Origin of the sequence: Pantoea sp. DY-15 (assembly GCF_019795935.1) — a bacterium.
Taxonomy (GTDB): Bacteria; Pseudomonadota; Gammaproteobacteria; order Enterobacterales; family Enterobacteriaceae; genus Pantoea; species Pantoea leporis.
On the sequence record NZ_JAIMIF010000002.1, the window covers coordinates 712,454 to 735,935 of the forward strand.

Genomic DNA, 23,482 nt, shown 5'->3' on the forward strand with positions numbered 1-23,482 from the left:
ATGAGTCTGGAAAGCATTGTCACCCGCACGCCACGCGCGCGTCGGCCATCGGTGTGGCGCAGCGACCTGACGCGCCGCATCGTCAGCCGTCTGCTGGGCGGCGTACTGGTGCTGTGGGCGGCGGTTTCGCTGGCCTTTCTCGGCGTGCATCTGGCGCCGGGCGATATCGTCAGCCTGCTGGTCGGTGAGCAGCTGCGCACGCCAGCCATTGAGGCGGCGATCCGCGCCGAATGGGGCCTGAACGAACCGCTGTGGTGGCAATATCTGCACTATATGTGGCGCGTGCTGCACGGCGATTTTGGTCGTTCTTACATGCTGAATACCGAAGTCAGCCATCTGCTGGCCACGCAGCTGTGGCCAACCATCAAACTGACGCTGGCGGCGCTGCTGGTCAGCATTATTTTTGCGGTGGTGATTGCCGTCGGCACCGCGCATCGTCGCATTGGTCGCCGCGTGGCTAACGGTGTCGAGCTGCTGCTGGCCTCCACGCCCTCTTTCTGGATGGGCATTGTGCTGCTGTTTATTTTCAGCTTCACGCTGCGTTGGTTCCCGGTGGCGGGCGATCGCTCGCTGTCGTCGCTGGTGCTACCGGCGCTGGCGCTCGGTCTGGCGCAGGGCGCGGTGATCGCTCAGCTGCTGCGCCGCGAGCTGGAGCGCGCGCTGGATGCGCCATTCACCCTCACGCTGCGCGCGTGGGGCGTAGGGGAAACCACCATTCGTCTGCGCCACGCGCTGCGTCATGCGGCGCTGCCCGCCGTCACGTTAACCGGCTGGCTGGTGGGCGGATTGCTGAGCGGCGCGGTGATTACCGAGCAGGTATTTGGTCGTCCCGGCCTTGGCAAACTGACCGTCGATGCGGTGCTGGCGCAGGATCTGCCGGTGGTGCTGGCGGTGGCGATTCTCTCGGCGCTGATCTACGTGGTGATGAGCACCTTAGTAGACATCCTGTCGCTGTGGATTGATCCGCGTCTGCGCGGGGAGAGCAAATCATGATTGCCGCACTGCAACGTCTTCCGGTTGCGCTGCCCGCCGCGGTGTGGGCAGCGATTCTGTTTCTTATTGTATTGGCTATCGCGGTGATCGCGCCGCAGTGGCTGGCGCACAGCGATCCGCTGCTGGCCGATCCAGTTAACGCGCAGCTGCCGCCGTCGGCGCAGCATTGGTTAGGCACCGATCAGCTGGGACGCGATCTGCTGACGCGCGTGATCTACGGCAGCCGCTATTCGCTGCTGATCAGCGTGGCGGCGATGGCGCTGGCGGTGGTGTTTGGCACTTTGCTGGGATTGGTGGCGGCGCTGGCGCGTGGCGTGGTTGATGAGCTGTTGAGCCGCGCGGTGGATGTGATTTCCGCCTTTCCCGATCTGCTGCTAGCGCTGATGCTGATCGCCTTTACCGGGCCCGGCACCAACAACCTGATTATCGCGCTCGGCGTCGCATCGGTGCCGCGTTTTGCCCGCGTGGTGCGGGCACAAACCTACAGCGTGATGACCTCCGGGTATGTTGAACAGGCGCGCACCTTTGGCCTGTCACGCTTCACGCTGATCACGCGCCACATTTTGCCGCACGCCATTGCGCAGGTGCCGGCGCTGGCCACGCTGGGGCTCGGCACCGCGATTATCGGTACCGCCGGACTGAGTTTCCTCGGCATGGGGCCGCAGCCACCGACCGCCGAATGGGGCCTGATGCTGGCGGAAGGACGCAATTATCTGCGTAACGCATGGTGGATCGCCGTGTGGCCGGGCGTGTTTATCACGCTGACGGTGATTGCGGTGAATACGCTGGGTCGTTACTGGCAGGCACGTTTTGAAGGACGATCCGCATGAGCCAGCCGTTTATTGATATCCAGAATCTCTCGATTCGTTTCGGGCCGCAGCAGGTGGTGAAAAACCTCAACCTGCAGGTCGCGGCGGGCGAATCCGTGGCGCTGGTCGGGGAATCCGGTTCCGGCAAAACCCTGACCGCGCGCAGCCTGCTTGGCCTGCTGCCGGAGGGCGCGGTGTTAACCGCCGACCGTTTCACCATTGACGGACGCGATATGCGCCACGCCAGCCGCAGCGACTGGCGCGCGCTGCGCGGTCGCCGCATTGGCTATGTGTTGCAGGACGCGCTGGTGTCGCTCGATCCGCTTCGCCGCATTGGTCAGCAGCTGAGTGATGCCCTAAGCGCCGCCGGTCATCGCGACAATTTGCAGGACAAAAGCCTCGCACTGCTGAAGGCGGCGGGCATTCACGATGCCGAAAGCCGCCTCGAACGCTATCCGCATCAGCTCTCGGGCGGCCAGCGCCAGCGTGCGTTAATTGCTACCGCGCTGGCCGGTACGCCAACCTTGTTGATCGCCGATGAACCGACCACCGCGCTGGATATGACGGTGCAGCGCCAGATTCTGCAACTGCTGGCGCAGCGCCGTCGCGACGGCCACGGATTGCTGCTGATCAGCCACGATTTGGCGGTGGTGGCGGAACTGGCGGATCGCGTGCTGGTGATGCGCGATGGCGAAGTAGTGGAGCAGGGCAACAGCGGCCCGCTGCTCAATCGTCCACAACACGCCTGGACGCAGCGCCTGCTGCGCGCGGTGCCAACGCCCGCCACGCGCGGTCTGCGCCTGAGCGCGGCTGAGCCGACGCCGCTGCCGCCGCGCCCGACATGCAGCAGCGCACCGTTGCTGGAAGGCATCGGCCTGCATAAAGCCTATGGCGATCGCCTGGTGCTCAACGACATCAACTTCACGCTGCACGCCGGAGAGACGCTTGGCGTGGTCGGCGAATCCGGCTCCGGCAAAACCTCGCTGGTGAAAGTGGTGATGGGCTTAACCGAACCGGACAGCGGCACGCTGCTGCTGGAAGGTGAGCGCTGGGATCGTCTGCCGGAGAAAGCGCGCCGCGCCCGGCGTGCGCGCTTGCAGCTGATCGCGCAGGATCCGTTCAGCTCATTCGACCCGCGCTACACGGTAGAGAAAATTATCGGCGAAAGCCTCGATAGTGCCGGAATTTACGGCGATGCGCGGCGTCAGCGCGTGCGTCAACTGCTCGATGAAGTGCAGCTCGGCGACCGCTTCCTGCAGCGTTATCCGCAGCAGCTGTCCGGCGGCCAGCGCCAGCGCGTGGCGATTGCGCGCGCCTTTGCACCGAATCCGGCGCTGCTGGTGGCCGATGAACCGGTCAGCGCGCTCGATGTTTCGGTGCAGGCGCAGGTGCTGGATCTGCTGGCCGATATGCAGGCCGAACACGGCACCGCGCTGCTGTTTATCTCTCACGATCTCGGCGTGATCCAGCATCTGGCGGATCGCGTGCTGGTGATGCAGAACGGGCAAGTGGTGGAGAGCGGGGCGCTGCAGCAGGTGTTCGCCGCGCCGCAGCATCCGTGGACGCAAAAACTGTTACAGGCGCTGCCGGTCATTCCTGACTGGCAGCCCGCGAACGCATACTAAGGAGAGCAGAATGAGTCAGACACAACGCCAGCTGCGGCTGGGCGCGATTATTCAGGGTGTATCCGGCAACATGTCGGCATGGCGTCATCCCGATGCGGTGGCGGATGCCAGCATTAACATCGATTACGTGCTGGATCTGGCGCGCAAAGCTGAGCAGGCGAAGATCGATTTCCTGTTTGTCGCCGATGGCTTGTACATCACGCCGCAGTCGATTCCGCACTTCCTCAACCGTTTTGAGCCAATTACCTTGCTGTCGGCGCTGTCGCTGGTGACCCAAAAAATCGGTCTGGTCGCTACGCTTTCCACCTCCTACAGCGAGCCGTTTACCGTGGCGCGCCAGTTCGCCAGCCTCGATCATCTGAGCGGCGGTCGCGTTGGCTGGAACGTGGTGACTTCGCCGCTGGAAGGATCGGCGAAAAACTTCTCGCGCAGCACCCATCCAGAACACGACGAGCGTTACCGCGTTGCCAGCGAATATTTGCAGGTGGTGAAAGGGCTGTGGGATTCGTGGGAAGGCGATGCCTTTGTGCGCGACAAACAGAGCGGAGAATTCTTCGCCGCCGACAAGCTGCATACGCTAAATCATAAAGGACATTACTTCTCGGTGCAGGGACCGCTCAACGTCGGTCGCTCGCCGCAGGGCCGCCCGATTGTGTTCCAGGCGGGCGCGTCGGAAGCGGGCAAAGCCTTTGCCGCCGAAGCCGCCGATGCCATCTATACGCGCCAGGAAACGCTGGAGCAGGCACGCGAATTTCGTGAAGATGTGCGCCGCCGGCTGGTGGCACGCGGGCGCGATGCCGATGATATCCGTGTGTTCCAGGGCATCAGCGTGATTATTGGCGAAACGGAACAGGACGCTGAGCGCCGCTATCAGCAAACCGCTGAGCTGGTGACCATCGATAAAGCGCTGGAGTATCTTGGACGCTACTTCGAGCATCACGATTTCAGTCAGTACACGCTGGATGCACCTTTCCCGGATATTGGCGAGCTGGGCAGCAACAGCTTCCGCAGCACCACCGACAAGATCAAACAGAACGCGCGCGAACGTGGCTTAACGCTCCGCCAGGCGGCGCTGGAAGAAGCCACACCGCGCCCGAGTTTCCTGGGTACGGCGGAGCAGGTTGCCGAAGGGCTGGCAAACTGGTTCCTGCAGGGCGCAACCGATGGCTTTATCGTGCGCGGTGGTACGCCAACGGCGTTTGATGATTTTGTGGCGCAGGTGATCCCGCTGTTGCAGGCGCGGGGAATTTATCGCAAAGAGTATCAAGGCGAGACGCTGCGCGATAATCTCGGGTTGGCGGAACCGGAAAACCAGTTCGCGGCAGAGCGTAGTCGTCAGCAGGTAGCGTAATTTGGCAAGGTCGCCATAAATGGCGACCGTTCCGAATGATAAACAGATGATTACAACGCCGTCACGCCCAGCGCGGCGGCGCGATCTTTCCACTCACGCACTTCGTCATAAAACGCCCGATCGCTCACGCTGAATCCGCTAATTAAACTCTCCGCCAGAAGATCCCGATAACGCTTATCGCTGGTCAGTTCGCTCAACGCACTGCGCAGTTTTTCAAGGGTTGATGCGTCGGTTTTGGCTGACGTAATCAGCGGCAACGCGGCGCACAGCGGCGTTTCTCCGATAATCTCCAGCCCCGCCAGCTCCTGCGGGAAATTGCGGCGCAGCAGCGCCCAGGTGATGCAATCAATCGCCGCGATATCCGCCTCGCCCGCACGTAACGCCGCCAGCGACTGGCGATGGCTGCCGCTAAAACGGGTTGCGCTGAAGAATTTCCCGGCCTGCGCCAGCGGCGCAATCACGTAGCGCAGCGAGTTGAAACCGGAGTGGGAATCGTTGCTGTTGCACACCGCGCGCCGTCCGCGAAAGTCGCTTAGCGTCAGGTTCTCATCTGCGCTGCGCGCTACCAGCCAGCTGCGATAGCGCTGGCCGTCGCAGCCTTGCGCGCTGGAGTGAAAGGTGCCTACCAACTGCACATCGGGCAGCAGCTCCACCAGCGGATAACCGCAGGTTTGGCTCAGCAGCAGCCGGTCATCGCGCCAGTGCGGCAGTAAATCCTGCGGCCAGCTAACCTCAGCCTGCACGCCGCGTTGTTGCAACAGCGTCGTTAGCGCTGAGGTCAGGCCGATAGTCGCCTGATGATTGATGTCGTACATCGGTAACGAAAGAGTGGGCATCCTGTGCATCCTTTTGCGTACCCGGATGGGCATTAACCTCGACCGATTTGCGCCAGAAGCGGCTTATCCATTCGCCATAACCGGCGACGCGAAAACCGTGGTTACGCTGGTGATAACCATCGCGATACAGCAAATAGACTTTGCGTAATCCGTACCACGGCAAACCGGGTAGATCGTGATGTACAGAATGATAGTTGAGATTGAGGAACAGCAAACGCCATGGCAACGCGGCTTCGTTATTGACCGAGCGCGCCAGCGGCTCCTCGTCGGCACGATGCTCGTAGAAGGATCGCACTTTGGTCAGCATCAACGCCGGATAACTCACCGTCAGCACCAACCACAGCGGCGAGAAGCCATGCAGCGCCATCCAGTAAAACAGCCCGCTCAGTAAGGTGAGATGAATAATCCACATCGCCATCGCCGGTTTATCGCGTTGAATAAAGGCATGCACCAGGGTTTTGAGGGTCGCGCCCATATCCAGCAGCGGGCCGATCAGCAAACGTCCGGGAAAGGTGTTGCGCAGATGAATCACCTGCTGCTGCCACGGCTTGAGTTGCGCCCAGCGCGCCGGCGAAAGGTAGTAGGTTTCCGGATCTTCATCGGGATCGGTCAGCGTGTGGTTGCGATGATGCGCCAGATGCGAGTCGCGGTATAAGCCGTACGGATACCACACCGCCAGCGGCAGCGTGCCGAACAGCTGGTTGAGACGGGGAAAACGCGTCGGGTGGCCGTGAATCAACTCGTGCTGCAGCGACATATACCAGGTGGTAAACAGGACCAGCAGCAGCGTGCTCAGCGTTAACCCCAACGTTCGCCAATAGACAACGCTGGCGAACCAACCGCCGTACACCGCCACCATCAATAGCCACGTTGGCAATTCGCTGCGCCACAGCCAGCTGCGCGCCAGTTGATGCACCACGTCACGCTGTTGCGCACTGAGATAGGCGGATGTCCCTTTACTCATGGTGAAGCCGAACCTGTAAACAGTGATTAGGCTTTTGACGATGATTGATCACCGTGATGAACACAAAGAATCTGTTTTTCTTAGTTATGCAAAAAAGTTGATGAAGCGCGCGAAATCTATTGGCTATCAGTCACCTCGTCTGTGGCGTAACCTTGCTGCATTGGAAACGTTCGAGCCGGCACGGCTCACGAGGAGAATTTCAGCATGAAAAAGATTGGCTTCTTATCTTTTGGTCACTGGACCCCATCATCACAATCCGCCACCCGTTCGGCGCAGGACGTGCTGCTGCAATCCATTGATTTAGCAGTTGCCGCCGAAGAGTTGGGTGCCGATGGTGCCTACTTCCGCGTGCACCACTTTGCGCGTCAGCTGAGCTCGCCGTTCCCGCTGCTGGCGGCGGTCGGTGCGCGCACTAAAAAGATTGAAATTGGTACCGGCGTGATCGATATGCGCTACGAAAACCCGCTGTATATGGCGGAAGATGCCGGTGCGGCGGATCTGATTTCCAACGGGCGTCTGCAGCTCGGCCTGAGCCGTGGCTCGCCCGAGCAGGTTATCGAAGGTTATCGCTACTTTGGCTTTGATCCGCAAAACGGTGAGAGCGATGCCGATATGGGCCGTCGCCATACCGAGGAACTGTTGGAAGTGCTGCGCGGTGAAGGTTTTGCTAAACCCAATCCGCAGCCGATGTTTCCCAATCCACCGGGCTTGCTGCGTCTTGAGCCGTTCTCAGCCGGTTTGCGTGAGCGTATCTGGTGGGGTTCTGGCTCCAACGCGACATCTATCTGGGCGGCGCAGCAGGGTATGAACCTGCAAAGCTCCACCCTGAAAGATGATGAAACCGGCGAGCCGTTCCACGTGCAGCAGGCGAAGCAGATTCGTGCTTATCGTCAGGCGTGGGAAGCGGCGGGCCATCAGCGTACGCCGCGTGTTTCGGTGAGCCGCAGCATTTTTGCGCTGACCAACGATACCGACCGCGCCTACTTTGGTCGCAGTGGACAGGATCAGGATTCGGTGGGTTTCCTCGACGAGAAAACCCGCGCCATCTTTGGTCGCAGTTATGCCGCCGAGCCGGATCAGTTGATCAAACAGCTGGCGCAGGACGAAGGGATTGCCGAAGCGGATACGCTGTTGCTGACCATCCCGAATCAGTTAGGCGTGGATTACTGTGCGCACGTGATTGAGAGCATTTTGACCCACGTTGCACCGGAGTTAGGTTGGCGTTGAGTGTTGGGTGCGCAGCCGTGCGCACCGTTTGTCATAAGGTCGCTCCGCAACGTTTGTCATAAGGTCGCCATAAATGGCGACCCTACAAAATTTGCACCGTTTGTCGTAAGGTCGCCATTCATGGCGACCTTACAAAACCTGGCACAAAAAACCATCAAAACGCTGTTTCCAGTGAATCTGTGACGCAATAATCATCATCCACCAGCGGCAGATAGCGCCATTTATCAAAGGCGGTACAAGGATGCGAAATACCGCAGCCGACCCAATCGCCCACCTGCAGCGGCTCATCCTCCGGCAATAACAGATAAGCATGCTGATCGTTCACATCACTGATACGCAAATGCGTCGCCGCGCGTGGCGCGCTGCCATCGGCGTTGCGGATCCACAGCGGATTGGGCAGATCCTGATCGAACGGGACATCGCGGCGGCCAAAATCGACGAATGCCAGGCCCGGCTCCGGACGCGACAACACGCGGCCCCAAATCTCCAGCGCGGCAGCAAAATGATGCGTTGCGCCCGGCTGAGCAAAGGGCGCGATGCGTGCATAGAGTCCGCTGTCGTGCGCCATATAGGCGCCGGAGCGGATCAGCGGCGTCACCGGCAGCGGCAGTTTCGCCGCGGTGAAGTACGCTGTCACCACATCAAACCAGGCGCCGCCACCGGCGCTGAGGATGATGTGGTCGCTGGTAAACAGCTGCTTTTCCGCCAGCAATTCAGCGGTAGCGATCATCATCTGGCAGTAATCCTTCACACGCTGAATGCCGCTTTCATCGCGGCCTGCACCGAGCGCGCCTTCATAACCGGCGACGCCCACCAGCTTGAGCGCCGGGCAGGCGGCGATCGCTTCGGCAATCGCCAGCGCATCTTGCTGAGAACGACAACCGGTGCGGCCGCCGCTGACAGACATCTCCAGCAGCACCGAAATCTGGCTGTCGCCGAGGTTCTGCGCCAACAGCTTCACGCCCTGCAGCGAATCGACGTAGCACAGGAAGCCGTGATCGGGATGCTGCTGTTGCCACTGCGCAATCCAGTGAATACCCGCCGGATCGACCAGCTCGTTGGCAAGAAACACATTGCGGATACCGAACTGACGCAGCGCGCGCACCTGCGCGGGCGTGGCGGCACCCAAACCCCACGCGCCGCCTTCGCTAATCGCGCGGCGCAAAACGGCAGGCGACATCGAGGTTTTACCGTGCGCGGCCAGCATCACACCGTTTTCGCGGCAGAAGTCTGCTAGCTGGCGCAGATTGTTCTTCAGCGCCGACTGTTTCATGATCATCAGCGGCGAAAACACCTGATCGCTGCTCAGCACCGCCGTGCCGAGAGCCAGCGGCGATTCGCCGGCTCCGGCAACCGATTTAAAACGTGGCGCGGTTTGCTGCGCATCCAGTAATCCATCCGCCTGCAGCGGAAAGCGAATCGACATAGATCCTCCTGTTAGTGCTCAAGTACGCGCGATAAAAACTGCTGCGTGCGCGGGTTCTGTGGATTGACGAAAATCTGCTCGGGCGAACCTTGTTCGGCAATCACGCCCTGATCCATAAACACCACGCGGTCAGCGGTTTTGCGCGCGAAGCCCATTTCGTGTGTCACCACCACCATCGTCATGCCTTCACGCGCCAGGCTGCGCATCACTTCCATGACTTCGCCTACCAGTTCTGGGTCCAGCGCCGAGGTAGCTTCATCGAAGAACATGATTTTCGGTTCTACCGCCAGCGCACGGGCAATCGCCACGCGCTGCTGCTGACCACCGGAAAGCTGCGCCGGATAGTGATGCGCGCGCTCGGCCAGTCCGACGCGCGTCAGCGCCGCCATGCCGCGTTTATTGGCTTCGGCTTCCGACAGCTTTTGCGCTTTGATCAGCGCCAGCGTGACGTTGCCGAGCGCGGTTTTGTGCGGGAACAGGTTGAACTGCTGGAACACCATGCCAACGTGACCGCAGATTTCGCTGGCGCGCTTGCGTTGGTGCAGCGGAACGTCGTTGACCCACACTTCACCGCCGTCGGCCACTTCCAGCCCGCTCATGATGCGCAGCACGGTACTTTTGCCAGAGCCGGATGCGCCAATCAGCACCAGCACTTCGCCCGGTGAAACATCCAGACTGATCTCTTTCAGCACCTGGGTTGCGCCAAACGATTTGGTTATCCGGCTTAAGGTAATCGCGGATTTGCTCATGAGATTTGGCTCCTGGTTTGATGATGTTGAACCCAACGGGAAAGCGGGAAGCAGACGGCGAAGTAGAGCAGGGCGACCAGACCGTAAACCACCACCGGCTGACCGATGCGGTCGACAATCGCCTGGCCCTGATGCATCAATTCGGACATGCCGATCATGCTGACGATCGAGGTGTCTTTGATCAGGGAAAGATACTGGCCCGCCAGCGGCGGCAGCACGATGCCGCGCGTTTGCGGCAGGATCACGCTCATAAAGGTCTGACGCTTCGACAGGCCCAAAATCCATGACACTTCCCACTGGCCTTTTGGCACCGCTTCGATGCCGGCGCGGAACACTTCCGCGATATACGCGCCCTGATAGATGCTCAGGCCAAGAATACCGGCGGCAAACAGGTTGATGTCATAGCCGAAATAGGCGACGCCGAAGTAGATGAACATCAGCGTGATCAGCACCGGCGTGCCGCGAAACAGCTCGGTGTAGATCACCGCAATCTGCTTCAGAACGGGCAAGCGGCTGGTGCGCAACACCGCCGCCAGCAAGCCCAGCAGCGTGCTGCCAATGATCGCGGCCACCGACAGCAGCAGCGTGATACCGAGCCCTTTTAGCAGAATCGGTAACGAACTAATGATTAACTCGTTCATAGCGCGTTCTCCCGTTTCACTGGATTAGTCAGCCATTTTCTTGCCCACCACCAGGCGGACTTTTTTACCGGGGTCACCAGCGGCGGGTGGAACATGCGCCGTCCTGCCATCGTTCCCAGCCAGGAGAACAGGTTGCTCAGCACCAGATAGACCAGGGCAACGACGCTAAATGTCTGGATATACAGCAGCGTGCGCGCATTAATCACTGTGGCGGTGCCGGTCAGTTCAGGCAGCGCAATCGCTGACAGCAAAGAGGTGCCGAGCAGCAGCTGAATCAGGTTGTTGATAATGGCGGGCCACACCGCGCGCGCCGCCTGCGGCAGCACCACGGTGAGAAACACCTGACGACGGGGAATGCCCAGCACCCATGCGGCTTCAAGCTGGCCTTTCGGCACCGATTGAATGCCTGCGCGGAAGGTTTCGGACAGGTAGGCACCGACGTTAATCCCCAGCGCCAGCACGCCAGCGGTAAAGGCGCTCATGGTGATGCCGAGCGACGGCAGACCAAAAAAGATGATGAAGATCTGCAGCAGCACCGGCGTGTTGCGGATGAACTCAACGTAGCAGTGACTGATCCAGCGCAGCGGGGCCAGCGGCGACGCTTTCGCCAGCGCCGAGAGCAAACCGAGCGCCACCGCCAGCGCAAACGCCAGCAATGTCACTTGCAAGGTGAGCCACGCGGCGGCAAGAAAAGTGTCGGCGTAGCGCCACAGGGTTAGCCATTGATAACTCATGGTTCTGCTCCTTCGGGCGGCGCAGCAGCAGTTGCCGCGCCGCGTGGGGATCAATATTGCGGATTCAGCGGATAACGCGGTTTGTTGCCGAACCATTTCTGATACAGCTGGGCGTTTTCACCGGAGGCGTTAATTTCAAACAGGAATTCGTTGAGATAGTTGGTCCAGACCTGATCGCCCTGCTTCACGCCAAAGGCGTTGTATTCCAGCGGCACCAGCGCTTCATTGGTCACGGTTAACGTTGGGTCGAGCTTGGCCTGATAGGCGAGGAAGTTGTTATCCTCGATCATCGCATCAGCCTGGCCCTGTTTCACCGCGAGGATGGCAGCCTGCGATGAGTCGTACTCCTGAATCTTCACGTCAATGCCTAGGTTGCGCACTTCGTCACCGTTGGTCGAGCCTTTCACCGTGGCGATGGTTTTGCCGCCCATATCGTGTGCGGACTGGATGCCGCTGTTCTTGCGCACCAGCATCGCTTCACTTGCCACCACATACGGGTTGGTGAAGCCGATCTCTTTGGCGCGTTCCAGATTGCGGGTGAAGTTGCAGAACACCACATCCACTTTATTGGTTTGCAGATTAGGAATGCGGTTGGCGCTGGTGGTGTTGATCATTTCCAGTTTCACGCCCATCTCTTTGGCCAGCGCTTTGGCGAGATCAACATCGTAGCCGTCCGGGTTACCGTCTTTATCGTAAAAACCGAACGGGGCGAAACTCAGGCAGTCACCGACGCGCAGCGTGCCACGTTGCAATACGGTTTGCAGCGCTGACTGCGGCGCAGCGCCCGCTTCTTTTTTCTCTTCGGTTGGCGTACAGCCCGCCAGCGTCAGTAATACCAGCGCGCCGGCTAGCGCGTGGAGGCTCACTTTTAGCGATGTTGTCTTCATTGTTATGCTCTCTTTAGAAATTTTGACGAGACGGTGTAATACCGTTATTTCACAGCAAAATAGAAAGGCATCAATTAATAACAGGCTGTCCTGGTGTGGGCGGAGAAAGTAAAAGTTCGCCAGCCTGTTTTAACCGTAATGTTTATTTACGATCGGCGCGGAAGCATTTCATATCGACTTCGACTTTGCAGTCGACGACTAAATCCTGCACGCTACAAATACGCGCCGGGGGATTTCCGCTAAATATCTCACTGAATACTTTATTAAATGAACTGAAATAACGCGCATCAGTTAATACCGCCGTGACATGCACCACATCCTCGACGCGATAACCGGCTTCGCGCATGATGGCGAGACAGTTTTCGAACGCCAGCTGCGTCTGTTCGATGATGCCACCTTCCACCACTTCGCCGTCGCGCATCGGCGTTTGGCCGGAGATGTAGAGCCAGCCATCGGCTTCAACCGCGCGGGCAAACGGCAGTTTCTGCCCGCCGGTACCGGTTCCGCCTTCTACGCCATAACGTTTAATCGTCATCCCTTTCTGCTCCTGTTGCAGCGAAAATCTGCTTACCGTATTGTCTGATATACCAGACTGCTATCTGCAATACTGGATAGAGCAAGATTTGCACAGGAATTTTTCTTTTGCAATATGTGCACAGCTATTTAATTTTTTGTGATGTCGTCGGGGTCGCAAAATAAAATTAACTTGAGCGTGAGTTTATATTGGAGTGTGATCGCTATCGTGGTTTTATAAAAGTTGAGTGAGCGTATTGCGCCATAATGAGGCACCAAAATTGATCGTGCTAATTAATGGCAGGTAATTAATATTTATTTAATCCGGGATGGGTAAAAGCCGATGCGCGGTGTATCATGCCCTTCTTTCATTGCCTTTACCTTTTGTACCCAAGCCACCAAGGAGTGAGTTTATGCCGGACGAAAAACCCTCGCGGGCGCGCGGCGTTGACCGGGTTATTGATATCTTTCGGCAGTTGCACAGCGCACGTCAGCCGATGTCGATGCGCGCGTTGATCGACGCCACCGGCGCACCCCGTTCCAGCATCTATGAATTAGTCAGCCTGCTAAGTGAAGCCGGTTTGGTGGAGCTGGATGCCGAAGGCGCAGTGTTCTTTGGCCGTGAGATGCACTATTACGGTGCGGATTATATGGCGCATAACGATCTGATCCGTCGGGCGCATCAACTCATGGTGGAGATTGTGGCGCGCCACGGTGAAACCGTGCAGCTCTGCATGCTGGAAGGCAACAAATACACCGTGGTGCTCTCTGAGAGCAATGCGCATCCGTTCAAAATCACCTCCGATATCGGCGTGCGAGTGCCGATTACCTGGACCGCGACCGGGCGTTTGCTGCTGAGTAACTGGTCGGACAGCGCGATTCTGGATTTGATTCCGGAGGAGGATTATCGCCTCGCCACCGGCAAAATCCTCGATAAGCAGGCGTTTCTTGATGAAATTCATCACGCCGGAAAACTCGGTTACTGCATGACGGAAGGATTATCGGAAAGTTTCACCTGCTGCATGGCAGCGCCGATCCGTTCGCGCAGCGGTCAGGCCGTGGCGGCGATCTGCTTTATGGTCAGCCGCGATACGCCGCAGGAGCGTCGCCAGATGCTGCTGCAGGAACTGATCACCTCCGGACAAAAACTCTCTGATTTCACCTAACCGCGCCCGCATAAAACTCTGTTACAACTGATTGAAGTGGCGTTTATTCTCGCCACTTAAGGTTGTGTTAAGGTAATTGATAATAATAACTATTCTTTTTACCACGGAGTTTTGGCATGAAAAAGCGCCTGCTTTTGGCAATGGGATTACTGGCTTCAACGGCGGCTGCCGCCTCCACCTATCCGCTGACCGTCACCGATATGGACGGCAACACGCAAACTATCAACAAAGAACCTCAACACATCATTCTGCAGGATGGCCGCGACATTCTGACGTTGGCGCTGCTGGATCGCGACGATCCCTTTAAGCGCGTGGTGGCGTGGAATAATCTGCCGAAAAAGCAGGACACGCAAACCTGGGATGTACTGAAAGGGCGCTGGCCGGAAGCGACGAAAATCGTCGATATGGGCTTTAACGATCAAGGCCAGGTTAATCTCGAAAGCGTGCTGGCGCAGAAACCCGATTTGATGATTGCACAGCTGCGCGCCAAACCGGCGTTACAGCAATCGGGCGTGCTCGGCACCTTGCAGAATCTGCATATTCCGGTGGTGTTCGTGGATTACGAGCTGCATCCCGCGCAGAACACCGCGCCGAGCGTGACGCTGCTTGGCAAAGTGCTGAACCGCGAAAGCCAGGCTAAAGCTTATACCGATTTCTATCAGCAGAAATTCACCCACATCACTCAAGGCGTGGCGCAGGTGAAAGACAAGCCGACGGTGTTTATCGAACCGATAGCCGGGAATAGCGACAACTGCTGCTTTACGCACAGCCACAATGGCTGGGGCGGATTGGTGGAAGCGGTGGGCGGCAAAAATATCGGCTCTGAACTGCTGCCGGGCAATGCCGGATTTGTGGCGCTGGAAAAAATCATCGCCATGAAACCGGATGTCTACATCATGACCGGATCGAAACGTCCGAACGCCAATGTGCTGCCGTTTGGTTATGGCGTGCAACCGCAGGAAGTGAAAGCCACCTTCCAGACGCTGCTGAAGCGCACCGGCCTGGCGCAGATTGAGCCGGTGAAACAGGGCCGCGTATATGGCGTGTACCACCACTTCTATAACCATCCGTACAACATTATCGGCATGGAAATTCTGGCGAAAGATCTCTATCCGCAACAGTTTGCCGATCTAAAACCGAACGCGGATTTCCGCACCATCGTTAAAAACTTCACCACGTTGCCGGATAACGCCATCGATTTGAGTTATCCCGACAACCAGTAATCGCAGGTTTCCCCGTCGCCGTAAGGTCGCCATTCATGGCGACCAATCCGCTCCATCAACATTCCTCAATGACAACCTTAATTGTTATGTTATAACATAACTAAAAACACCATTGCGCGTATGCCTATACGTCTTGTGAACCTTGTCATTTAGAGGAGTTGCTATGTCAGCATTAACCCAAAATCAGAATGGTTTCAAAAAACTTCCTGTCACCGTGCTTTCCGGCTTTCTTGGCGCAGGTAAAACCACGCTGCTCAATCATATTCTCAATAACCGCGAAGGCCGTCGTGTGGCGGTGATCGTCAATGATATGTCGGAAGTGAATATCGATGCCGCGCTGGTGCGCGAGGGCGGGGCAGAGCTGTCGCGCACCGACGAAAAGCTGGTGGAAATGAGTAACGGCTGCATCTGCTGCACATTGCGTGAAGATTTGCTGCTGGAGGTCAATCGTCTGGCGAAAGATGGCCGCTTCGATAATTTGGTGATCGAATCGACCGGCATTTCTGAACCGTTGCCGGTGGCGGAGACTTTCACCTTCGCCGATGAAGAGGGGCAAAGTCTGTCTGAAGTTGCCTCGCTCGACACCATGGTGACGGTGGTCGATGGCTTTAACTTCCTGCGTGACTATGAATCGAATGAGAGCATTCAGTCGCGCGGAGAATCATTGGGTGCTGAGGATGAGCGCACGGTGGTGGATTTGCTGGTCGATCAAATCGAGTTCTGTGATGTACTGATTCTTAACAAAACCGACCTGATTAACGAGACGGAAAAAGCGCGGCTGATGGCGATCCTGACGTCGCTCAATCCGCGCGCCAACATTATCACCTCTGAATTCGGCAAAGTGGGATTGGATCAGGTGCTCAACACCGGTTTGTTTGATTTTGATGCCGCCGCGCAGGCGCCGGGCTGGCTGCAGGAGTTGCGTGGAGAACACACGCCCGAGACCGAAGAGTACGGCATTCGTAACTTCGTGTTCCGCGCGCGTCGTCCTTTCCATCCGATGCGCTTTGCTCACTTGATTGAAAATGAGATGCACGGAGTGGTGCGTTCCAAAGGCTACTTCTGGCTTGCCAGCCGTCCGCGTCATGCCGGTTCATGGTCGCAGGCAGGCGGCGTATCGCGTCAGGGTTTAGCCGGCATGTGGTGGGCCAGCGTGCCAAAAGATCGCTGGCCGGAAGATGCGGAAAACCTTGGCTACATCTTAGAGAACTGGGTTGACGGCAGCGGCGACGCGCGACAGGAACTGGTGTTTATCGGCATAGAAATGGATGAAAACGCGCTGCGAAGCAAACTGGAAGAGGCGCTGTTAACCGATGAGGAAATGGCGCTCGGACCCGATAACTGGGTGGAATTCCCCGACCCGTTCCAGCCATGGTTTAACTAATTGTAGGGTCGCCATTCATGGCGACCTGCTCAATTACGCTGCGCCCAACCACATCGACACCTCAACCCCATCGTTAAACGGCAGCGACATAAAACCACGATTACTGTGCATCAGCTCCAGATACTCCGGGCTGAAGTCGGCATCGTCGGCAACAATCAGCGCGCCGGGACGCAAAAACGGCTGCACCAACGTAACAATATCCGGGTAAATCGCTTTTGCGCCGTCCAGCACCAGCATATCGATGGAGGCGGGGAGATCGCGGCTCAATGTCTGCAACGCATCGCCCACGCGCACCTCAATCAAATCGCTGACGCCGGCATCGGCGAAATGGTTACGGGCTAACGCCACTTTCTCCGGCTCAAACTCGCAGGTGATGATGTTACCGCCGCCGTTATCGCGCAGCGCCGCCGCCAGATGCAGCGTGGAAATGCCGAATGAGGTGCCGAATTCAACGATGGTTTTGGCATTGCTGCTGCGCGCCAGCATATACAGCAACTTGCCGGTTTCACGTGATACCGCTAACGGCACCTCTTTTAGATGTCCATAAAGTTCCAGGTAATCGGTTTTGCTGTGTAGCAGGCGATGTTGCTCGGCGTCAGTCATGGTTCTGAAGGCATTATTGGTTGGATGCGCCATATTATCGGCCAGCTCAAACAGGTAATTCAGCAGCGGCGCCAGTGGCGCAGAGGTTAAGGTATTCATGTTGTTCTCCGTGCAGACAAATGGATTTTGCTGTGCCAACAGAATACGATGAATCATTCGCATTTCACTATTCGTGTTCAGGAGATGATAGTGACTGAGCCACGTAACATTAAGATTTCAGAGAGAAAAAGACCCAGGCAGGCGCGTTCCACCGAGCTGGTTTCCGCCATTTTGCAGGCGGCTACTCAGGTTTTGGCGCTGGAAGGCGCCGCGCGTTTCACCACGGCGCGGGTGGCGGAACGCGCGGGCGTCAGTATTGGATCGCTGTATCAATATTTCCCCAATAAGGCAGCTATTCTTTTCAGGTTGCAAAGCGAAGAATGGCTACGCACTAGCGATTTGTTAGGTGCGATTCTGCGCAATACCGCCAACACGCCGCGTCAACGACTGCACGATCTCACACTGGCGTTTTTGCATTCGGAATGTGAAGAGGCGGCGATGCGCACCGCGCTGAATGACGCCGCACCTTTGTATCGTGATGCGCCGGAAGTGCAGGAAGCGCGCGCGGCGGGTGAAAATGTCATCAGCGATTTTCTGCGTGAAATATTACCGCACTCAGAGGAAAGTGAACAATCGCGCGCCGCAGATTTATTGAACAGTACGCTGGGCAATGTTGGGAAACATTTTTCCGAATCGCCGCGCACGCCAGCTGAGATTCAGGCTTACGCGCAAGAGATGGCGGCGATGTTTTGTGCCTGGATCAGGGAAAAAGGCGCCGATTTACAGTAAAAGATGGACTGGAAATCTCTGAAAGCGGTTAACAAACTCATTATTCACATTCTCAATAATCCACACCGCGAGTAAGCTTAACAAAACTTTATTGAGCCGAATGAGCAAACGGGAGAGCAAAATGGCAGTGAAGATGATTGCGGTGGATATGGATGGCACTTTTCTCGATGACAACAAACAATACAACGCGCAGCGCTTTGCGCGTCAGTATGCGTTGCTGAAAGAGAAGGGCATTCGTTTCGTGGTCGCCAGCGGCAATCAGTATTATCAGTTGCTACGCTACTTTCCTGATATCAAAGACGAGATCGCTTTTGTTGCGGAAAACGGCGCCTGGGTTTCTGACAGTAATGAAGAGATCTTCTGCGGCGAACTGGCGCAGGAGCGCGTGCATCAAATTCTCGATATCCTCGCCAAAGAGCCGGACATCAGCACCGTAGTCTGTGGCCGCAACGGCGCGTACGTGCACACCTCAATGTCCGACGAAGTGATTGCCATGCTGGCGAATCACTATCATCGTCTGGAAAAGCGCGACAATCTCTACGATATCGACGACACCATCTTTAAGTTCTCGCTGAATCTGGCGCACGAAGGCGTTGATGCCTTGATGGAACGTCTGCACGCTGAGTTGGGCGCGATTGAAAACATCATGCATCCGGTTTCCAGCGGTTTTGGGTTTGTGGATTTGATCATTCCTGGCTGCCACAAAGCGCACGGCATCGCGCTGCTTCAGGAAAAATGGGGCATTGATGATTGTGAAGTGGTGGCGATAGGCGACAGCGCCAATGACATCGAAATGTTGCGTCAGGCGTGCTATAGCTTCTCAATGGCGAACGCCGCCGCGCCAGTCAGCGCCGTGTCGCGTTACAGAACCGAAAGCAACAATGACGAAGGCGCGCTTAACGTGATCGCCCGCATTTTGGCGCGCGAAGTGCCGTTTGGCTGATGTTACTGATGCGGAGCGTCATTGCAGGCAATGACGCTCAAGCAGAATGGTTGTTGTTAATTCATCTCACTTACTAGTACCCGTCATATACCTCATTGAGAAAGGGTTATAACGCATAAACCCGCCTGATTTGTCAAAAGTGACCAATGTTGTCGTTCTAATCTTTCCTTTATATATAAGACAATCAAGTGTTATTGGAGTTGAATCCGAAATTTACTGATAAAATAAAAGCATTATAATGCAATGGTTTGAGGGCTTTTTTACCCTCAACACGTCTTGCTATAATTTCACTTGTCTTATAATTAGGTGGGAAAATTCCCTCGAATTAACTTATTACTCTGTTTTTATAAGTTCATCCAGTTGAAAAAATAATTATTATAATTGAAAGGCAATTTAATGCTCGATGCTGACTCGATTAACTGAGTGTTTTTTTTCTTTTAATTTAAAAGTAATTAAATAATGGTTACAGCTTTAATTATGCTTTGATAAGCTGAGATTAACTTTTAGATCGCAGAGGATTGATTTTAATCTTAAGATGATATCTTTATTCAATCTTATGCATTAATATTCAACGCAGGGAGTGCTCGAGTTATGTCATCTCCATTTAACTTTCTAATAAGAATTCGTTTTTATTTGTTTTTCATCCTTCTTTGCTTTATTGGAGGCACAACATGGGCATTGCAAAAGCTTGGGCTAAATAATAGCCTTCCATTGTGGTCAGCAGGGATGCGGTTTTTGATTGCAAGTGTAATTATTATTTTTTATTTGATTTTAAGTAAAAGGATTTATATTAATTACGCCGTTTTCAGTCTTGCTGCAGCTAACGGCCTGTTTTATTTTTCGATTCCATTTGGAACAGTTTATTGGGCATCAACATATATACCTAGTGGATTGGTAGCTGTTTTAGCTTCTGGAATTAGCGTATATGCACTACTTCTAAACCATTTCTTACGCGGAAAGCCAGCAACTGGAAGGCAATTATCAGGTGTTTTCTTTGCCATCACAGGTGTATGTGTGGTTTTTGGTGAAGGAGCATCTTTACCGGGCAATGAAAAAAGTATAATTGCTATGTTAGCAGTGTTAGGAGCCATGGGCAGTTCAGCCGCTATAACGCTCAAAGTTCAAAAGCATATTAAAACTCTTCCACTTCTTAGTTTTGTTGCATTTTCCATGCTGAGTGGTGGTTTTTTACTCTTGATTACGAGCTTAATAATTGAAAGTGGTAACCGTTTCTTTTATGGGGAGAGCTTAGGAGCGCTCCTTTATTTAGCAGTAATAGGATCAGTATTAGGATTTACGCTTAATATTACTTTGCTTAAACATTGGCATATTTCTAAAGCTACATCTCATTTATTCATCTCCCCAGTTATTGCATTGTATATGGGCTTCATACTTCTTGATGAAAATATTACCACGACTGTGATTATAGGCACCGCGGTTGTTGTCATCGGCGTAATGTTAATCGTTTTGCCAAAACGCGAAAAGGAAACTCTTAATGTCAACTCTACAAAAAAACCTGGCCATAATCTGTCAGAATAGAAAGCTACCATTTGTGTTTGAAGAAGCTAAGGCAATGGGTGTCGAAATTACATTTTTTTATAACGATAATGAGTCTCCACTGCCGGGAATTCCCGGTGTTGTGAGAAGCATTGCTTTACCATTGTTTGAAGATGAAGATAAAGCACTAAATATAGTCATGTTAGAAAATAAAGTGCGCCGAATTGATGGTGTTTTAACACTATTTGAACCGGCGTTAGATTTCGCCGCTAAAATTGCTAACAGGTTGGGATTACCTTTCTTACCTGAATTCGTAGTAGAGCAATGTAGAAACAAAAATATGACTCGGCGCGTTCTGTATGATAACGGATTAAATACACCCTCCTTTATCGAAATAAAAGAAGAAAAATACCCAGACATTGACCAAATTAAATTTCCGCTTGTAGTGAAGCCTACTAATGGCTTTTCCAGTCAGGGTGTTACCCGAGCTAACAACCCTGATGAATTGAGAAATGCTATTGATAAAGTATGGGAAATTAACCGCACGCAATTGAAAGATTTCATCTATGACAAGGGTGGTGTTTTACTTGAGTCATTTATCGATGGGCCGGAGTTCGCAATCGAAACATTTTCGCATCGTGGTGAGGTAACAGTGCTCTCAATCGGCGATAAAGGTAATGGCAAAGGTCCATACTTTGAAGAAGGTGTTTATATCGCACCTGCTGATATTGATGAGAAACTGCGAGATGAAATCGTAGATGAAGTTAGACGTGCAGTTAAGGCGCTAGGAATTAATGAGGGACCAGCACATGTGGAACTGCGTATTGACCAAAAGCAAGTGCCTTTTGTTATAGAAGTCGCACCACGCGTGGGTGGATCCGGAATATCACATTATATTGTGAAAGCAAGCACGGATATAAACTTCCTGCAGTTGGTTATTTGCCACGCTTTGGGTATGGAATTTCCCCAAAAAATCGGGGCATTATTAAAGCCGATATCTACTGCCGGAAATTATATTATTCCTGTGCAGGGAGATGGAATCTTTGTCGAGATTGATGGATTAGCAAATGTCCGTGAGAAATCTGAGGTGGAATATGTTTTTGAATTTATGGAGCCTGGGCATAAAGTTCTTCCATACCCTCATTTTTCAGGTTACCCAGGATTTATTTTAACACGTCATACTGACCATGAAGCTTGTGAATCTTTTTATAACGATTTACAAAAAAATCTAAAAATAAAATATTTATAGATTCCATAGTTAAGGAGAATGATATGGATCGTAAAATAATAATTCACACTTTGGGGCCAGAAGGAACTAATTGTGAGAAAGCAGGTTATCTTTGGCTGGAAAGTAAGAAGGTTTATGGTGATGTTAAGCTTTATTCAACTCTTGAGGATGCTCTCATTGAAGTCAGGAAGAATACACATGATCTATTATTAGGATGTGCCGTCTATCCAGACTTACATAAAATTGTATTTGAGAACTTAGACTTTTTAGAAATTCAGGATAGTTTTTTAATGCCAACATGGAACATGGTATTAGCAAAAAATCATCGTAGTTCGTCAAATATGGAAAAATTATAATTGCTTGCCATCCTGCGCCATCCCATCTCGCTTATACATACAGCCAGAATGTTCGTTTTGTATCAAGTAATGTACAGGCAGCGCTGGAGTGTGTTAGTGGAAAGGCTTCCGCGTGTATAACAACATTAAAAGCTGCACAAGATAATAATTTAAAGGTCATTCAAGACTTTGGTGAAGTACCAATGTGTTTCACTCTTCATGGTCATAAACGCTAAGGAGTATTTTTATGGAATGGGTTAAGGATAAGGTTATTATTGAATTATGTCCTCGTATACATGAGTTCAATAAATTGCAAAGTGCTACAGGCGCGGTAGTATGTAACATAGATAAAGCTGAGTATTTGCTTGATGAAATTATAGGTTTGGCTGGTGAGATATTGTCTGCTCTGAAGCAATCCGATTATGCCCTACAATTGAATACAGACCTTCGTGAATGGAAAAAAGCTGGATTAAATACTGTACCATGTTTTAAACGGTCATTAGATAGCTATGAACCACCTGTAGATGGCGGCAAAACTTTTTACCTGGCTACAATTATTACGCCTAATAGTCACAAAGAAAAAGGATATTGGCTGGAGTGCTTTTGGCTCAACGAAAACAACCCGATGTCTTGCTGCCAATTATGTCTGATTTACCACACCCACAAAATGTCAGCCAAACCATGCACCTGATTGCTTCGTCTTTTGGTTTCAGTGTTGGACACTGCTTAGTTTTCTTTCCAGAAAACGTTAAAACAAAAAATAGGGTTGTTAAACAACATTTTGCGATGTTTTTTTTAATAAATTTCATGCTATCTATCAAAAAGACACATTGCGTAGAGTAGAATCATTATTGGAGTTTGAAGGGAAATCATCTCATTTACTAAGCGCAGAGAATTGCTATGCAGCGCGCTCGGTATGGGGATACTTGCACGACTATTATCACCACTGCGGACCCCGTCCTTTTAATAAAAATATTCACGTTATAATGAATTTTTGGGTAGGTGTTTTAGAAGAAATAAAAGTTGATTGCCAAACCATTATTAGAGTGCAACAGCAGCATTATCCTTGGTGGCGAGAAGTGACCGAGTTTATTTTATTTGAGAGGTTGGTCCGTTACCCTGCGCAACACGATGCTACGAGTAACTTTGATGCAGCAACTGGGGTTTTATTATTCTCCTGGCTTAAACGCCGTGGACATGGTGTTAGCATTAGCGACTCTTCAGGTAAAGTTATACTTGATTTTGAAAAGTGTTTGATTGGCTTGCATGTCCTTGTTAAGGAAATACAAGCGCTTGAAGAGATTGAGGGTGACACAATATATAAGCAAGCAGTTGAAAATTTTGTAATGAAAGAACTTCAGCCAGGTGATCAGAATGAACGATATATTATCCCTGATGATTATTTAATTCATGATATGAATATGAAAGTCAAGATACCAATTCTCTTCTTTTAGACCCCCCATAAATTTGCGAAATTTTAGACGATGAAAGTAGAAATGAGCGCACCAATCACGGTGCGC

General features: G+C 53.5%; 24 protein-coding genes. 15 read left to right on the plus strand and 9 right to left on the minus strand.

Going from position 1 to position 23,482, the window contains the following annotated elements:
- Genes K5Y32_RS11970 through K5Y32_RS11985 form a run of 4 tightly spaced genes read left to right on the plus strand, consistent with a single transcriptional unit; the run spans position 1 to position 4,778 of the window.
- A complete protein-coding gene (locus K5Y32_RS11970) occupies positions 1-993 on the plus strand; it encodes an ABC transporter permease (RefSeq protein WP_222184027.1) in 993 nt (330 codons plus the stop codon).
- A complete protein-coding gene (locus K5Y32_RS11975; protein WP_154190070.1) occupies positions 990-1,823 on the plus strand; it encodes an ABC transporter permease in 834 nt (277 codons plus the stop codon). The genes K5Y32_RS11970 and K5Y32_RS11975 overlap by 4 nt, the downstream gene beginning before the upstream one ends.
- The gene (locus K5Y32_RS11980) at positions 1,820-3,427 is read left to right on the plus strand and encodes an ABC transporter ATP-binding protein (protein ID WP_222184029.1); all 1,608 of its coding nucleotides are present in this window, start codon (positions 1,820-1,822) and stop codon (positions 3,425-3,427) included. The genes K5Y32_RS11975 and K5Y32_RS11980 overlap by 4 nt, the downstream gene beginning before the upstream one ends.
- A gap of 10 nt (positions 3,428-3,437) precedes the next feature.
- Positions 3,438-4,778 carry an LLM class flavin-dependent oxidoreductase gene (locus K5Y32_RS11985; protein WP_222184031.1) on the plus strand — a complete coding sequence of 447 codons (1,341 nt, stop codon included), beginning with the start codon at positions 3,438-3,440 and terminating at the stop codon, positions 4,776-4,778.
- 50 nt (positions 4,779-4,828) lie between these two features.
- Here K5Y32_RS11985 and K5Y32_RS11990 read toward each other — a convergent pair whose 3' ends face one another.
- Both K5Y32_RS11990 and K5Y32_RS11995 read right to left on the minus strand, forming a co-directional pair.
- Positions 4,829-5,614, minus strand: coding sequence for a phosphate/phosphite/phosphonate ABC transporter substrate-binding protein (locus tag K5Y32_RS11990; protein WP_370635102.1), 786 nt, complete (start codon positions 5,612-5,614; stop codon positions 4,829-4,831).
- Positions 5,511-6,578, minus strand: coding sequence for a fatty acid desaturase (locus K5Y32_RS11995; RefSeq protein WP_222184035.1), 1,068 nt, complete (start codon positions 6,576-6,578; stop codon positions 5,511-5,513). The genes K5Y32_RS11990 and K5Y32_RS11995 overlap by 104 nt, the downstream gene beginning before the upstream one ends.
- 204 nt (positions 6,579-6,782) lie before the next feature.
- Here K5Y32_RS11995 and K5Y32_RS12000 point away from each other — a divergent pair, with 204 nt between their 5' ends.
- Positions 6,783-7,805: an LLM class flavin-dependent oxidoreductase gene (locus tag K5Y32_RS12000; RefSeq protein WP_008104762.1), complete on the plus strand. Its 1,023-nt coding sequence runs from the start codon at positions 6,783-6,785 to the stop codon at positions 7,803-7,805.
- Positions 7,806-7,959: 154 nt separating this feature from the next.
- Here the strand turns inward: K5Y32_RS12000 and K5Y32_RS12005 are convergent, their stop codons facing one another.
- The 6 genes from K5Y32_RS12005 to K5Y32_RS12030 all read right to left on the minus strand — a co-directional run bounded on the left by K5Y32_RS12005 (position 7,960) and on the right by K5Y32_RS12030 (position 12,777).
- Positions 7,960-9,231, minus strand: a complete 1,272-nt coding sequence (locus K5Y32_RS12005; RefSeq protein ID WP_222184037.1) for an alanine racemase — start codon at positions 9,229-9,231, stop codon at positions 7,960-7,962.
- A gap of 11 nt (positions 9,232-9,242) precedes the next feature.
- Positions 9,243-9,980, minus strand: a complete 738-nt coding sequence (locus tag K5Y32_RS12010; protein ID WP_008109157.1) for an amino acid ABC transporter ATP-binding protein — start codon at positions 9,978-9,980, stop codon at positions 9,243-9,245.
- A complete protein-coding gene (locus K5Y32_RS12015) occupies positions 9,977-10,621 on the minus strand; it encodes an amino acid ABC transporter permease (protein ID WP_154156654.1) in 645 nt (214 codons plus the stop codon). The genes K5Y32_RS12010 and K5Y32_RS12015 overlap by 4 nt, the downstream gene beginning before the upstream one ends.
- Positions 10,618-11,355 carry an amino acid ABC transporter permease gene (locus K5Y32_RS12020; RefSeq protein WP_101761202.1) on the minus strand — a complete coding sequence of 246 codons (738 nt, stop codon included), beginning with the start codon at positions 11,353-11,355 and terminating at the stop codon, positions 10,618-10,620. Before K5Y32_RS12020 ends, K5Y32_RS12015 begins: the two co-directional genes overlap by 4 nt.
- Before the next feature lie 50 nt (positions 11,356-11,405).
- Positions 11,406-12,242 (minus strand): transporter substrate-binding domain-containing protein, encoded by an 837-nt coding sequence (locus K5Y32_RS12025; protein ID WP_222184039.1) that lies wholly within the window; start codon positions 12,240-12,242, stop codon positions 11,406-11,408.
- A gap of 142 nt (positions 12,243-12,384) precedes the next feature.
- Positions 12,385-12,777 (minus strand): RidA family protein, encoded by a 393-nt coding sequence (locus K5Y32_RS12030; RefSeq protein ID WP_217547803.1) that lies wholly within the window; start codon positions 12,775-12,777, stop codon positions 12,385-12,387.
- Between the two features lie 391 nt (positions 12,778-13,168).
- Between K5Y32_RS12030 and K5Y32_RS12035 the strand changes: the two genes are divergently transcribed.
- From K5Y32_RS12035 to zigA, 3 genes are all read left to right on the plus strand, one after another.
- Positions 13,169-13,921: an IclR family transcriptional regulator gene (locus K5Y32_RS12035; protein WP_222184042.1), complete on the plus strand. Its 753-nt coding sequence runs from the start codon at positions 13,169-13,171 to the stop codon at positions 13,919-13,921.
- A 116-nt stretch (positions 13,922-14,037) separates the two neighbouring features.
- Positions 14,038-15,144: an ABC transporter substrate-binding protein gene (locus tag K5Y32_RS12040; RefSeq protein WP_222184044.1), complete on the plus strand. Its 1,107-nt coding sequence runs from the start codon at positions 14,038-14,040 to the stop codon at positions 15,142-15,144.
- A 163-nt stretch (positions 15,145-15,307) separates the two neighbouring features.
- Positions 15,308-16,528: a zinc metallochaperone GTPase ZigA gene (gene zigA, locus K5Y32_RS12045; protein ID WP_222184054.1), complete on the plus strand. Its 1,221-nt coding sequence runs from the start codon at positions 15,308-15,310 to the stop codon at positions 16,526-16,528.
- A 33-nt stretch (positions 16,529-16,561) separates the two neighbouring features.
- Here zigA and K5Y32_RS12050 read toward each other — a convergent pair whose 3' ends face one another.
- The gene (locus K5Y32_RS12050) at positions 16,562-17,230 is read right to left on the minus strand and encodes an O-methyltransferase (protein WP_222184056.1); all 669 of its coding nucleotides are present in this window, start codon (positions 17,228-17,230) and stop codon (positions 16,562-16,564) included.
- Positions 17,231-17,320: 90 nt separating this feature from the next.
- Here K5Y32_RS12050 and K5Y32_RS12055 point away from each other — a divergent pair, with 90 nt between their 5' ends.
- The 7 genes from K5Y32_RS12055 (at position 17,321) to K5Y32_RS12085 (ending at position 23,416) form a co-directional block, all read left to right on the plus strand.
- A complete protein-coding gene (locus K5Y32_RS12055) occupies positions 17,321-17,959 on the plus strand; it encodes a TetR family transcriptional regulator (RefSeq protein WP_222184058.1) in 639 nt (212 codons plus the stop codon).
- Positions 17,960-18,080: 121 nt separating this feature from the next.
- The gene (locus tag K5Y32_RS12060) at positions 18,081-18,902 is read left to right on the plus strand and encodes a Cof-type HAD-IIB family hydrolase (RefSeq protein WP_101761208.1); all 822 of its coding nucleotides are present in this window, start codon (positions 18,081-18,083) and stop codon (positions 18,900-18,902) included.
- A 591-nt stretch (positions 18,903-19,493) separates the two neighbouring features.
- The gene (locus K5Y32_RS12065; protein ID WP_222184060.1) at positions 19,494-20,441 is read left to right on the plus strand and encodes a DMT family transporter; all 948 of its coding nucleotides are present in this window, start codon (positions 19,494-19,496) and stop codon (positions 20,439-20,441) included.
- Positions 20,398-21,648 (plus strand): ATP-grasp domain-containing protein, encoded by a 1,251-nt coding sequence (locus K5Y32_RS12070; protein ID WP_222184062.1) that lies wholly within the window; start codon positions 20,398-20,400, stop codon positions 21,646-21,648. The genes K5Y32_RS12065 and K5Y32_RS12070 overlap by 44 nt, the downstream gene beginning before the upstream one ends.
- A gap of 23 nt (positions 21,649-21,671) precedes the next feature.
- Positions 21,672-21,983, plus strand: a complete 312-nt coding sequence (locus K5Y32_RS12075; protein WP_222184064.1) for a hypothetical protein — start codon at positions 21,672-21,674, stop codon at positions 21,981-21,983.
- Positions 21,984-22,209: 226 nt separating this feature from the next.
- Positions 22,210-22,653 carry a hypothetical protein gene (locus tag K5Y32_RS12080; protein WP_222184065.1) on the plus strand — a complete coding sequence of 148 codons (444 nt, stop codon included), beginning with the start codon at positions 22,210-22,212 and terminating at the stop codon, positions 22,651-22,653.
- A 160-nt stretch (positions 22,654-22,813) separates the two neighbouring features.
- The gene (locus tag K5Y32_RS12085) at positions 22,814-23,416 is read left to right on the plus strand and encodes a DUF6421 family protein (RefSeq protein WP_255602612.1); all 603 of its coding nucleotides are present in this window, start codon (positions 22,814-22,816) and stop codon (positions 23,414-23,416) included.
- Positions 23,417-23,482: the final 66 nt, after the last annotated feature.

Excerpts from the sequence above, each read along its gene's own strand:
- K5Y32_RS11970 (WP_222184027.1), top strand. The coding sequence starts at position 1 with ATGAGTCTGGAAAGCATTGTCACCCGCACGCCACGCGCGCGTCGGCCA.
- K5Y32_RS11975 (WP_154190070.1), top strand. The coding sequence starts at position 990 with ATGATTGCCGCACTGCAACGTCTTCCGGTTGCGCTGCCCGCCGCGGTG.
- K5Y32_RS11980 (WP_222184029.1), top strand. The coding sequence starts at position 1,820 with ATGAGCCAGCCGTTTATTGATATCCAGAATCTCTCGATTCGTTTCGGG.
- K5Y32_RS11985 (WP_222184031.1), top strand. The coding sequence starts at position 3,438 with ATGAGTCAGACACAACGCCAGCTGCGGCTGGGCGCGATTATTCAGGGT.
- K5Y32_RS11990 (WP_370635102.1), bottom strand. The coding sequence starts at position 5,614 with ATGCCCACTCTTTCGTTACCGATGTACGACATCAATCATCAGGCGACT.
- K5Y32_RS11995 (WP_222184035.1), bottom strand. The coding sequence starts at position 6,578 with ATGAGTAAAGGGACATCCGCCTATCTCAGTGCGCAACAGCGTGACGTG.
- K5Y32_RS12000 (WP_008104762.1), top strand. The coding sequence starts at position 6,783 with ATGAAAAAGATTGGCTTCTTATCTTTTGGTCACTGGACCCCATCATCA.
- K5Y32_RS12005 (WP_222184037.1), bottom strand. The coding sequence starts at position 9,231 with ATGTCGATTCGCTTTCCGCTGCAGGCGGATGGATTACTGGATGCGCAG.
- K5Y32_RS12010 (WP_008109157.1), bottom strand. The coding sequence starts at position 9,980 with ATGAGCAAATCCGCGATTACCTTAAGCCGGATAACCAAATCGTTTGGC.
- K5Y32_RS12015 (WP_154156654.1), bottom strand. The coding sequence starts at position 10,621 with ATGAACGAGTTAATCATTAGTTCGTTACCGATTCTGCTAAAAGGGCTC.
- K5Y32_RS12020 (WP_101761202.1), bottom strand. The coding sequence starts at position 11,355 with ATGAGTTATCAATGGCTAACCCTGTGGCGCTACGCCGACACTTTTCTT.
- K5Y32_RS12025 (WP_222184039.1), bottom strand. The coding sequence starts at position 12,242 with ATGAAGACAACATCGCTAAAAGTGAGCCTCCACGCGCTAGCCGGCGCG.
- K5Y32_RS12030 (WP_217547803.1), bottom strand. The coding sequence starts at position 12,777 with ATGACGATTAAACGTTATGGCGTAGAAGGCGGAACCGGTACCGGCGGG.
- K5Y32_RS12035 (WP_222184042.1), top strand. The coding sequence starts at position 13,169 with ATGCCGGACGAAAAACCCTCGCGGGCGCGCGGCGTTGACCGGGTTATT.
- K5Y32_RS12040 (WP_222184044.1), top strand. The coding sequence starts at position 14,038 with ATGAAAAAGCGCCTGCTTTTGGCAATGGGATTACTGGCTTCAACGGCG.
- zigA (WP_222184054.1), top strand. The coding sequence starts at position 15,308 with ATGTCAGCATTAACCCAAAATCAGAATGGTTTCAAAAAACTTCCTGTC.
- K5Y32_RS12050 (WP_222184056.1), bottom strand. The coding sequence starts at position 17,230 with ATGAATACCTTAACCTCTGCGCCACTGGCGCCGCTGCTGAATTACCTG.
- K5Y32_RS12060 (WP_101761208.1), top strand. The coding sequence starts at position 18,081 with ATGGCAGTGAAGATGATTGCGGTGGATATGGATGGCACTTTTCTCGAT.
- K5Y32_RS12065 (WP_222184060.1), top strand. The coding sequence starts at position 19,494 with ATGTCATCTCCATTTAACTTTCTAATAAGAATTCGTTTTTATTTGTTT.
- K5Y32_RS12070 (WP_222184062.1), top strand. The coding sequence starts at position 20,398 with ATGTCAACTCTACAAAAAAACCTGGCCATAATCTGTCAGAATAGAAAG.
- K5Y32_RS12075 (WP_222184064.1), top strand. The coding sequence starts at position 21,672 with ATGGATCGTAAAATAATAATTCACACTTTGGGGCCAGAAGGAACTAAT.
- K5Y32_RS12080 (WP_222184065.1), top strand. The coding sequence starts at position 22,210 with ATGGAATGGGTTAAGGATAAGGTTATTATTGAATTATGTCCTCGTATA.